Annotated in this window: 11 protein-coding genes; 8 read left to right on the top strand and 3 right to left on the bottom strand. The window is 43.7% G+C overall.

Annotated features, from left to right (window positions below; genetic code table 11):
• Positions 1 to 74 precede the first annotated feature (74 nt).
• The 8 genes from H562_RS0112415 to H562_RS0112380 all read left to right on the top strand — a co-directional run bounded on the left by H562_RS0112415 (position 75) and on the right by H562_RS0112380 (position 7797).
• The gene (locus tag H562_RS0112415) at positions 75 to 1286 is read left to right on the top strand and encodes an HD domain-containing protein (protein ID WP_027377801.1); all 1212 of its coding nucleotides are present in this window, start codon (positions 75 to 77) and stop codon (positions 1284 to 1286) included.
• Between the two features lie 61 nt (positions 1287 to 1347).
• A complete protein-coding gene (gene lpxD, locus H562_RS0112410) occupies positions 1348 to 2379 on the top strand; it encodes a UDP-3-O-(3-hydroxymyristoyl)glucosamine N-acyltransferase (RefSeq protein WP_027377800.1) in 1032 nt (343 codons plus the stop codon).
• Positions 2372 to 3769 carry a bifunctional UDP-3-O-[3-hydroxymyristoyl] N-acetylglucosamine deacetylase/3-hydroxyacyl-ACP dehydratase gene (locus H562_RS0112405; RefSeq protein ID WP_027377799.1) on the top strand — a complete coding sequence of 466 codons (1398 nt, stop codon included), beginning with the start codon at positions 2372 to 2374 and terminating at the stop codon, positions 3767 to 3769. The genes lpxD and H562_RS0112405 overlap by 8 nt, the downstream gene beginning before the upstream one ends.
• The gene (lpxA, locus tag H562_RS0112400) at positions 3770 to 4561 is read left to right on the top strand and encodes an acyl-ACP--UDP-N-acetylglucosamine O-acyltransferase (protein WP_027377798.1); all 792 of its coding nucleotides are present in this window, start codon (positions 3770 to 3772) and stop codon (positions 4559 to 4561) included.
• Between the two features lie 62 nt (positions 4562 to 4623).
• Positions 4624 to 5187: an elongation factor P gene (efp, locus tag H562_RS0112395; RefSeq protein ID WP_027377797.1), complete on the top strand. Its 564-nt coding sequence runs from the start codon at positions 4624 to 4626 to the stop codon at positions 5185 to 5187.
• Between the two features lie 63 nt (positions 5188 to 5250).
• The gene (locus H562_RS0112390) at positions 5251 to 6150 is read left to right on the top strand and encodes an LpxD N-terminal domain-containing protein (RefSeq protein WP_027377796.1); all 900 of its coding nucleotides are present in this window, start codon (positions 5251 to 5253) and stop codon (positions 6148 to 6150) included.
• Between the two features lie 93 nt (positions 6151 to 6243).
• Entirely contained in the window at positions 6244 to 7116 is an 873-nt protein-coding gene (sucD, locus tag H562_RS0112385) for a succinate--CoA ligase subunit alpha (RefSeq protein ID WP_027377795.1), read from the top strand.
• Positions 7117 to 7134: 18 nt separating this feature from the next.
• On the top strand, positions 7135 to 7797 hold the full coding sequence (locus H562_RS0112380) for a porin family protein (RefSeq protein ID WP_027377794.1): 663 nt from the start codon (positions 7135 to 7137) through the stop codon (positions 7795 to 7797).
• A gap of 124 nt (positions 7798 to 7921) precedes the next feature.
• Here H562_RS0112380 and H562_RS0112375 read toward each other — a convergent pair whose 3' ends face one another.
• The 3 genes from H562_RS0112375 to dusB all read right to left on the bottom strand — a co-directional run bounded on the left by H562_RS0112375 (position 7922) and on the right by dusB (position 11443).
• On the bottom strand, positions 7922 to 9238 hold the full coding sequence (locus H562_RS0112375; RefSeq protein ID WP_027377793.1) for an ABC transporter permease: 1317 nt from the start codon (positions 9236 to 9238) through the stop codon (positions 7922 to 7924).
• A 52-nt stretch (positions 9239 to 9290) separates the two neighbouring features.
• Positions 9291 to 10199, bottom strand: coding sequence for an ABC transporter ATP-binding protein (locus tag H562_RS0112370; protein ID WP_027377792.1), 909 nt, complete (start codon positions 10197 to 10199; stop codon positions 9291 to 9293).
• A 248-nt stretch (positions 10200 to 10447) separates the two neighbouring features.
• The gene (gene dusB / locus H562_RS0112365) at positions 10448 to 11443 is read right to left on the bottom strand and encodes a tRNA dihydrouridine synthase DusB (protein WP_027377791.1); all 996 of its coding nucleotides are present in this window, start codon (positions 11441 to 11443) and stop codon (positions 10448 to 10450) included.
• Positions 11444 to 11546: the final 103 nt, after the last annotated feature.

Raw genomic sequence — 11546 nt, 5'->3', positions numbered from 1 at the left:
GGTTTTGTTTTATTATAATTAATTTTGTGCAGAATTTCAGTTTAACTGAATTTTCTAACAAAGTTTTTTCCCACATGACCAATAAACTCAAGATCATCAACGATCCCGTCCACGGTTTTATAAAGATACCATCGGAAATTATTTTCGATGTTATAGAACATCCGTATTTCCAGCGGCTCCGGCGGATTTCGCAAACCGGTTTGCTGAATCTTATTTTTCCCGGCGCCACGCATACCCGTTTCCATCACGCGCTCGGGGCTATGCATCTTATGTTTACCGCCCTGGAAACTTTAAAACTGAAAGGCGTAGAAATATCCAGGGAAGAAGAAAAATCTGCCCTGCTGGCGATCCTACTGCACGATGTAGGTCACGGCCCGTTTTCCCACGCCCTGGAAAATATGCTGATGGATGACTGGCACCACGAGAAACTCTCCTTATTACTAATGGAGAAGATGAACGAAGAATTTGGAGGTGAACTTGTGGTTGCTATACAAATGTTTCGGGGTAAATACCACCGGAAGTTTTTCAACCAGTTGATCTCATCGCAACTCGACGTAGACCGCCTGGATTATCTGAAAAGAGACAGTTTTTATACCGGTGTTGCTGAAGGAAATGTAAATACCCAGCGCATTATCTCGATGATGAATGTCTGCAGGGATGAACTTGTGATCGATGCCAAAGGAATTTATTCCATAGAAAATTTCCTCACTGCGCGTATGTTCATGTACTGGCAGGTGTATTATCATAAAACGTCCGTACTTGCTGAGCACCTATTGATTAAAATTCTGCACCGCGCCAAAACGCTTTCGGCTGAAGGCAAAGATCTGCCGGCTTCCGAAAACCTGAAATATTTTCTTTATAAAAACCATTTCGAGTACGCAACTTCCGAAGATGTACGCCGTTTTACAGAACTCGACGACAATGATTTTATTCAGGCCATGAAATTTTGGACAAAAAATGATGATTTTATGCTGTCCTATTTATGCAAATGCGTCATGGAACGGAATTTACCCAAGACAATTATTTCATCTAAACCATTTGATCCGGTATTTATTCAGCAAAAAATATCGAAAACGAATGAGGTTTTTAATATTTCCAACGGTTCAGATTTTGTTGAAGAAATTTCGCGGAGTCTGCTGCCGTATAACCGCGAAGTGCAACCCATACTCTTGCTGCAAAAAAATGGCGATACACTCAGACTCGAGGATTCCGAGAACCAGATACTGTCTTCGTTTATCAGCCAGATGAATACTAAGTATATTTTATCTTTCCCCAGGGAAATCTAGCAGATTTTTTTTTCAGGCAAATAAACAGACAATATTTGGGAATTTCCTATCTTTGCGGGATATGGAATTTACAGCGTCGCAGATTGCAAGTTTTATTAATGGAAAAATTATCGGCAATGAAAATGCTGCAATAACCGGCGTTTTACCCATAGAAAGCGGTGAAGAAGGTCACCTTTCTTTCGTGTCTCAGGAGCGGTTTTCAGGATATATTGAGTCCACAAAATGCTCCGTTCTCATCGTTTCCGAAAAGTTACTTACCAAAGACAATTACGACAAGACCATTATTGCGGTAGAAGACGCCTATCTGTCATTTCAGGTTTTAATGAACCTTTATACGCAGATGCAGGACCGTAAATCCGGCATTGAAGATGGCGCAGTATTCCATGAAACCGCAAAGGTTGGTGAAAATGTGTACGTTGGCGCTTTCACCTGTGTTTCTGAAAAGGTGACGGTTGGTGATGAAAGTCAGATTTATCCCCAGGTTTATATTGGTAAAAATGTAAAGATCGGTAAAAACTGTGTGCTTTACAGCGGCGTTCGCATTTACGATTACTGCGTAATTGGCGACAACTGCATCATCCATTCAAACACAGTGATCGGTTCTGATGGTTTCGGCTTTCAGCTTACCAAAGAAGGCTACCAGAAAATCCCCCAACTCGGAAACGTGGTACTGGAAGATAATGTGGAAGTGGGTTCCAACTGCAGTATTGACCGGGGTACTCTCGGTTCCACTGTAATCGGCAAAGGTACCAAAATAGATAACCTGATACAGATCGCCCACAATGTAAAAATTGGCGAGAACAATGTAATTGCTGCGCAGGCGGGAATTGCAGGTTCTACCGTAATCGGCGACTGGAATCAGATCGGTGGTCAGGCAGGCATTGTAGGCCATATCAAAATCGGCAACCAGGTGAAGATTCAGGCACAGAGCGGCGTGAATTCCAGTGCTAAAGACCACGATATCCTTTACGGCTCACCTGCTATAAATGCGGGTGAATACCGAAGAAACTATGTGCATTTCAGAAACTTTACAGAAATCGTGAAGCGGCTCAACAACCTCGAGCGCGACACCAGAGATAAAATGAATGAGTGATAAACAAAAAACGCTGCGGGAAGAGGTATCGCTTTCGGGCATAGGCCTCCATACCGGCAGAGAAGTTCAGTTAACGATTAAACCTGCAAAAGAGAACACAGGTTTTGTCTTCGTGCGTACCGATTTGGAAGGTCACCCGCAGGTTGAAGCCGACGTAAATTACGTAACGACGACCGAGCGCGGAACAACCCTGGAAAAACTAGGTGTAAGAATTCACACCTGTGAACATTTGCTTGCTGCCCTGGTTGGCTGCGATATCGATAATGCTTACCTTGAAATGAACAGTGCCGAACCTCCAATTATGGACGGTTCCTCAAAGTATTTTGTAGAAGCTATCGAAAAAGCAGGAATCCAGGAACAGAACACTGCGCGCGAATATTTAATTGTAAAGGAGGTCCTTTCTTATGTTGATACGACCACGGGTTCAGAAATCACCATAATTCCGTCGGATACTTATGAAGTCACTACCATGGTCGATTTCGGTACCAAAGTTTTGGGGACTCAAAATGCCACTTTAAAAGATATTTCCGAATTTAAAGAAGAAATATCTTCCGCACGTACTTTCAGTTTCCTGCATGAGCTGGAAATGCTTCTGGATGCCGGTTTGATTAAAGGCGGAGATATTTCCAACGCCATCGTGTATGTGGACAAAGATCTGACTTCCGATACCAAAGAAAAACTTAAATCCGCTTTTGGCAAAGATGATCTTGCGATCCGGCCAAACGGTATCTTAAATAACCTGACCTTAAATTACCCGAACGAAGCCGCGCGTCATAAACTTCTGGATGTAGTGGGCGATCTTGCTTTGACCGGCGTTAAGATCAAAGGTAAAGTCATTGCAAATAAACCGGGACATTTTGTAAACACACAGTTTGCGAAAAAACTGAACCGCCAGTGGAAACTTCAGAAAAAGAAGAACGTCCCCGATATCGATATCAATAAAGAGCCGGTATACGACATCAACGGTATTATGCGTTTAATGCCGCACCGTCCGCCATTCCTGTTGATCGATAAAATCCTGGAACTTTCAGACTCACATGTAGTTGGACTGAAGAATGTGACCATGAACGAACCTTTCTTTGTGGGACATTTTCCCAAAGAACCTGTAATGCCGGGTGTTCTGCAGGTTGAAGCGCTGGCGCAGACCGGTGGTATCCTGGTTTTGGCTTCGGTTCCGGATCCCGAAAACTATTCTACCTATTTCATTAAAATGGATAAGGTAAAATTCAAGAAAAAAGTAGTGCCGGGTGATACCATGGTATTTAAAATAGAACTGATATCGCCAATCCGCCGCGGAATTGTACACATGCAGGGCTACGGTTATGTCGGCGACAGCGTAGTTGTAGAGGCTGAACTGATGGCGCAGGTTGCAAAAAACAAAACGGACTAAATGGTACATCAACTCGCCGCCGTAGATAAACGCGCCACGATCCACAAAAACGTCACAGTAGAACCTTTTACAACCATAGCCGGCGACGTCGAGATTGGCGAAGGTACCTGGATCGGTCCCAATGTCACCATTATGGATGGCAGCCGGATTGGTAAAAACTGCCGCATTTTCCCCGGAACTGTAATTTCTGCCATACCGCAGGATTTAAAGTTTGAAGGCGAAGATACACAGGTCATGATCGGCGATGGAACAACCCTTCGGGAATGTGTGACCGTAAACCGCGGAACAAAAGCATTGGGATATACCAAAGTAGGAGAAAATTGCCTGATTATGGCGACTTCGCATATTGCACACGACTGCGTGCTGGGAAACAATGTAATTATTGCCAATGGCTGCGGTATTGCCGGACATGTAGAAATTGGAGACTGGGCCATTATGGGTGGTCTTTCTGCCATACAGCAGTTTGGCAAGATCGGTAAACACGCCATGATTTCCGGCGGATCACTCATCAGAAAAGATGTTCCGCCATATGTAAAAGTTGGCCGCGATCCAATTTCTTATGCAGGTATCAATTCAGTAGGACTCAGGAGAAGAGGTTTTACCAATGACAAAATTTTCGAGATCCAAAAAATATACAGAGCGATTTTTCAGATGAAAATGAATGTTTCCCAAGCAATGGGCTACATCGAAAAAGAAATGCTCCCAACGGCAGAACGCGATGAAATTTTAGAATTTATCAAAAACTCCCCAAGCGGAATCGTGAAAGGGTACGGTACCGAGAAGAATAAATAAATTAAGAACTAAGAGTTAAGGATTAAAGATTAAAAATTAATTTCAACCATCAACTAAAATAAATGGCAACAAGCAACGATATTAAGAAGGGAATGTGTATCGAATTCAGTAATGATATATTTAAGATCATTGAGTTTATGCACGTAAAACCCGGTAAAGGCCCGGCTTTCGTACGGACAAAAATGAAATCTGTGACCAACGGTAAAGTGCTGGATAACACCTTCTCTGCAGGACACAAGATCGATGAGGTAAAAGTAATTACCCGCAAATTCCAGTACCTGTACGAAGACGACAATGGTTTTCATTTTATGAATAATGACGATTTCTCGCAGATCTACCTTAATAAGGAAATGATCGAAAACGCCCAGTTCATGAAAGCTGGCGAAGAAGTGACCATTATTCTGAAAGAAGCCGACGAAAGTCCTTTATCTGCCGAAATTCCACCAACCGTTTATTTAGATGTGACCGAAGCAGATCCGGGTGTAAAAGGAAATACCGCGACAAATGCCTTGAAGAATGCGATCGTAGAAACCGGCGCACGGGTAATGGTTCCCCTTTTCATCGAAGCCGGTGATAAGATTAAAGTGAACACCGAAGACGGAAGTTACCTGGAAAGAGTAAAATAATTCCACCGGATTGGGCGGAACCGTATTTCAACTTTTTCCTATATAAAGATTTTATTTGAATTTATGAAATTTCAGCAGCCACAAACACTTCAAACAATTTCTGAAATTATTGGTGCCAGAATTATTGGCAACCAAAACCTTCCCGTGTTTGGGACCAATGAGATCCACCGCGTGCAGAATGGTGAGATTGTTTTTGTAAATCACCCAAAATATTACGACAAGGCACTGAATTCTCCTGCAACCATAATTCTTATTGACAAAGAAGTGGAGTGTCCGCCCGGCAAAGCCCTTTTGGTTTCCGATGATCCTTTCCGGGATTTCAATATGATCAACACTCATTTCCGGCGGATCTTTAATTTCACCAAGGAACTGCATGACCTGGAAGTAGGCGAAGGCACACAGATTCACCCTTCGGCAGTCATTGGCAACGAGGTGCGGATTGGTAAGAACTGTCTTGTTTTTCCTAATGTCGTCATCGGTGATTACACGGTAATTGGCGATAATGTAGTGATCCAGAGCGGAACAGTTTTAGGCGGTGATGCCTTTTATTACAGAAAACACAGTGGCAGTTTCGACCGGTTGATTTCGGTGGGAAACGTCGTTATTGAAGATAATGTAGAGATCGGTAACAATTGCACCATCGACCGCGGTGTTACGGATTCTACCGTAATTGGTGAAGGTTCCGTACTCGATAATCAGATCCAGGTCGGCCACGACACCATTATTGGAAAGAAATGCCTTGTCGCGTCCCAAACGGGGATTGCAGGCTGTTGTATTATAGAAGATGAAGTCACGATCTGGGGACAGGTCGGTATGGCTTCCGGCGTTCGTGTAGAAACAGGAACCGTACTTTTGGCAAAATGCGGCGTAAACAGAGATCTGAAGAAGGGAACTTACTTTGGCCCGATCGCAGAGGAGTTTAAACAGTATTTAAGAAAAGAAATAAAGCTTAAAAATTTATAAGGAATTCTTAAGCCGGCCTTTTTATTTATGGCCAATGAGCCACAATTTAAAATGGTCAAAAACAGATTATAAACAATTTTTAAAAAATAAAAAATGTCAGTATTAGTAAACAAAGATTCGAAAGTAATCGTACAGGGTTTCACCGGAAACGAAGGAACCTTCCACGCAGAACAAATGATTGAATACGGAACCAATGTTGTAGGTGGTGTAACTCCGGGAAAAGGTGGTTCTGAGCATTTGGGAAAACCTGTTTTCAATACCGTTGCTGAAGCTGTCGAAAAAGCCGGTGCAAACGTTTCCATTATTTTTGTACCGCCGACATTTGCTGCTGATGCTATTATGGAAGCTGCCGACGCAGGAATTAAAGTGATCGTTGCAATTACCGAAGGTATTCCTGTAGAAGATATGATCAAAGTAAAATCTTATATTGCAAACAGAGATTGTCGCCTAATTGGTCCCAACTGCCCGGGAATCATTACTTCCGACGAAGCTAAAATCGGTATCATGCCAGGTTTTGTTTTCAAAAAAGGAAGAGTAGGGATCGTTTCAAAATCCGGAACCTTAACATACGAAGCTGCTGACCAGGTAGTGAAAGCAGGTTACGGAGTTTCTACAGCGATCGGAATTGGCGGTGATCCAATTATCGGGACTACGACCAAAGATGCTTTGGAACTTTTCATTAATGATACTGAAACTGATGCCGTGGTAATGATCGGTGAGATCGGCGGTAACCTGGAAGCTGAAGCTGCAAGATGGTACAAAGAAAGCGGCAGCAAAAAACCTGTTGTCGGTTTTATTGCAGGACAAACTGCACCAAAAGGTCGAACCATGGGCCACGCCGGCGCAATCGTTGGTGGTGCCGAAGATACTGCTCAGGCTAAAATGGCGATCATGCGCGAGAATGGCATTACTGTCGTTGATTCTCCTGCAGATATCGGCGTGACTGTCGCCAAGATTCTTGGATAATTTTTAAAACACACAAATATGAAAAAATTAGTAACAAGTGCCGCACTTTGCGCAGCTGCATTGCTTTCGGCGCAGATCGATCTCAGCAGTACGCGCTTCGGAATTACTGCCGGTGGCACGTATTCCCGCGTCAGCCATGCCCATAATCCTTCGGGTCCGCTTTATGGCGCCTACGCAGGATTTTTGGCATTGATCCCGGTCGACAGTAACGACCAGTTCTACATCCAGCCCGAAGTGGAATATCTGGGAGCCGGCGAAAGCGGGAAAGATAAAGACGCCAAAAATGCGGTCGGCTACAATGCGGTTTACGCCAACAATTACATCAGTGTGCCGATTTATTTTAAAGGCTATTTTTCTGAAGCAGAATCGGAGTTTTTTGCGCTTGCGGGACCAAAATTTAATTTCCTGATCAGTCAAAAAGTGACTGATGCACCTTTAAGATATACCATAGAAGGCGATCCTGCGACCGGAATAAACGGTAAGGCTGCAAGTTTTAATTTCGCGGTCGGTGTAGGTTTAGGTTACTCGTACAGGCGTAAACTGGAAATTACCGGGCGGTATGATTTCGGACTCAGCAATACGTACAAAGGATTGATGAATGAAGTTGCCAGCGATCCCAATATCACAAAGAATAAGTCTGAGCAAGTGTTGAGCCTCGGTCTCAGTTACATTTTTCAGTAAATTTTAATTCTTAGCATAAAAATTCCCTCGAAACTTTTTTGGGGGAATTTTTTGTACTTGTGCGGCTAGAAATTAGTGGATTTAAACCCTATCGAGGTTTCATTAACATTTACAAGTTCAGTTCCTAACTTCTGATCCATTTCCAGAGTTCCTTTGCACTGGCTTTATTGCCGTACATCAGAATTCCAACACGGTAAATTTTTGCCGCCAGAAAGATCATCAGTAAAGTGGAAATAACCAGTAAAATCATAGAAAGCGCAATCTGCCAGGCCGGAACGCCGAAAGGAATCCGCGCGATCATCGCCACCGGCGATGTAAACGGAATTATCGAAAGCCAAAATCCCAGCGGACCTTCCGGATTGTTCATGATCGTGAAACTGCCGTACATGCCCAACATCAGAGGGATAATGGCAAACAAGGTAAACTGCTGTGTCTCGGTTTCATTGTCGACAGCAGAACCGATCGCCGCATACATGGAACTGTAAAAGATATATCCCAAAAGAAAGAATACGATAAAGACAAAAATGATCAGCGGAAAATTCATGTCCAGAAGGATATGCGAAACTTCCATCGCGGTCTGCTTAATGTCAAATTTCTGCAGCATTTCCGCCGACTGTTCGCCACCCGGCATCTGTTTCTGCATGGCAGAAAAGCCCGTATTCAGGAACAGTGCGCCAATCACCGACATGGTGATCCAGATACTGAACTGCGTAACCGCCACCAGGGTGACACCCAGAATTTTTCCCATCATCAGTTCAAAAGGTTTAACGGAGGAAATGATGATCTCGACCACACGGTTGTTTTTTTCCTCGAGCACGCTACGCATAACGCGAACACCGTAAATGATGATGAACATGAAAACAGCGTACATCAAAACCATACTCAGTCCCGATTTTACGCCGAAATCCAGATCAGAATCTCCTTTATTGTTGTCAACAACATTCTGTGTATTCAGCTGAAAACCTTTGTCGAGATTCGCGAGTTCAGTTTCGGAAATGCCGAGCGTTTTAATTTTTTCTTTTTTAATGACTTTCGAGAGGTCTGCTGCAACCTTGCTTTTGGTGTCAAAGCCTATCTTTTTATTCAGGAGTAATTTCGAGTTTTTCTCAAGATCCTCAAAATTGTTATCTTTCAGTTCGGGGATGATGAGCAGACCTTCTATTCCGGTCATGTCTTTCAGTGTGGATGTTAGGGCTCTTTCATTTTCCCGCGGCACAAATACATATTTCACGGCCTTATCACTCTTTAGGTTTCCAAGGAAAAGTCCGCTTTTATCTACTACATTGAAGGTATTCGAACTTTCATTAGCCTTGAACATGAACGCGATCAAAGCGCCAAATGCAACCATTAAAACCGGTGCCAGAAGCGTCAGGATGACGAATGATTTTTTCTTGACCTGCGTAAGATATTCGCGTTTGGTGATAAGAAATATATTTTTCATTAGAGAAGTAAATGATTGGTTAGGTAGAGTTTTGCGGGTGTCTCGTGATCTCTTAAGACTTATCCACCGCGTTGATGAACACCTCATTCATACTCGGTATTTTCTCATCAAATGACCGTATTTTTCCAATTTTCATCAGTTCATTCAGCAGGATATTCTGGTTGCGGTCATTTTTCAGATCGAAGGTCACCAGCTGGTTTTCTGTACGGAAATCCGTGATGCCGAATTCATTACGAAAGAGACTGAATTTCTCGTCATCAATTTCAGCCAGGGTAATTCCAAAAATATTTTTCTTGAATTTTTCGCGTACATCAAACACTTTTCCGTCAAGCACTTTTTTTGCATTGTCGATCAGTGCCACATAATCGCACATTTCTTCCACACTTTCCATGCGGTGGGTAGACAGGATGATCGTAGTTCCTTCATTTTTTAATTTCAGGATCTGGTCCTTAATCAAATTTGCGTTCACCGGATCAAAACCCGAGAAAGGTTCGTCCAGGATCAGCAGTTTTGGGCGGTGCAGCACTGTCACTACAAACTGGATTTTCTGCGCCATGCCTTTAGAGAGTTCACTGAGTTTCTTTTTCCACCACTGATCGATCTGCAGTTGCTCGAACCAGTATTTTGCCTGCGCCAGCGCATCGCTCTTACTCATGCCTTTCAGCTCACCGAAATACAGGATCTGGTCGCCGACCGACATGTTTTTGTACAGGCCGCGCTCTTCCGGCATATAACCGATCTGGCGTATGTGTTCCGGATTCAGGTTTTCGCCATTGATGAAAATCTTGCCGGAATCCGCCTGCGTAATTTGATTGATGATGCGTATAAAAGTGGTTTTTCCGGCGCCGTTCGGACCCAGAAGCCCATAAATACTGCCTTTGGGAACATCGATCGAAAAGTCGCTGAGCGCGAGCTTTTTTCCGGCGTTGTAAGTTTTGGTTACATTTTCAGCTTTTAGCATCAAGTAAATTTTGTAAGATTAGTCCAGTAAACAGGCCGAAAGTTACGGAATTTAAGACAAATTTTCAGGAGCCGGGAACCTGCTTTCACTACTCGCTTCCCGCGGCAGTTTGCCGCGGGAGAGCTCAGACAGGCCGTTCAATCAGGGCTAGGCGGGACCGTTTCAAATCAACTTTCATTTTCCAATATGATGAAGTTGCTGATTGAAATTTTGTCGGTAAAGTTTCAGGATTGATTTTGAGCGAACGCTTATGCATCAAAACAGTAGTCCGCGTAGAACTGATCAGCCTTTTCAATCACCACATCCATTTCTTCTAAAGTAAAAACCTCCAGAAACTGTTTGCGGAAATCTTTAAAATGCGGAATCCCACGGAAATAGTTGCTGTAATGTTGGCGCATTTCAATAAGACCCAGGCGCTCGCCTTTCCATTCTGTGCTCCACTCGGCATGTTGGCGAACTGCTTCCAAACGGTCAGTGATCGTAGGTTCGGGCAGAATTTCACCAGTTTCAAAAAAGTGTTTCACTTCATTGAAGATCCAGGGATAGCCGATGGCACCGCGACCGATCATAATACCGTCGCAGTCGTATTTGTTTCTGTATTCCAGCGCTTTTTGCGGCGAATCGATGTCGCCGTTTCCAAAGATCGGAATTTCGATATTGGGATTATTCTTTACGGCGTGTATGTAATTCCAGTCTGCTTCACCTTTGTACATCTGTGCGCGGGTTCGGGCGTGAATGGTCAGCGCTTTAACACCGACTTCCTGTAATCGTTCGGCAACCTCCATAATATTGATGCTTTCGGTATCCCAACCCAAACGGGTTTTTACGGTTACCGGCAGATGTGTGGAGTTTACCACCGCTTTTGTAAGACGGATCATAAGATCCACATCCTTCAAAACACCGGCGCCGGCACCTTTGCAAACTACTTTTTTTACGGGACACCCGAAATTAATGTCCACGATATCCGGATTTACCGCTTCCACGATTTTTGCGGAGAGTGACATGGCTTCTTCATCGCCGCCAAAGATCTGAATGCCAACCGGTCTTTCATAATCGAAGATGTCGAGCTTTTTCATGCTTTTCATGGCGTCGCGGATCAAGCCTTCGGAGGAAATAAATTCGGAATACATGAGATCTGCGCCGTGCATTTTGCACAGCCTGCGGAAGGGTGGATCCGAGACATCCTCCATTGGCGCCAACAACAGCGGGAATTCGGGCAGTTCTATATTGCCGATTTTTATCATGGTGCAAAGATAATAATTATGAGTTTAGTAGAAATAAGCAGAAACAAACCCGGGCCGGAGAAAAATCACAAAGGGTTTTCCTGCAACTTTAGCGCTTACTTAC

Source organism: Kaistella palustris DSM 21579, from assembly GCF_000422265.1.
GTDB classification, from domain to species: Bacteria; Bacteroidota; Bacteroidia; order Flavobacteriales; family Weeksellaceae; genus Kaistella; species Kaistella palustris.
The sequence above is the reverse complement of the archived record's forward strand: the minus strand, read 5'-3'. Positions and strand labels throughout refer to the sequence as shown.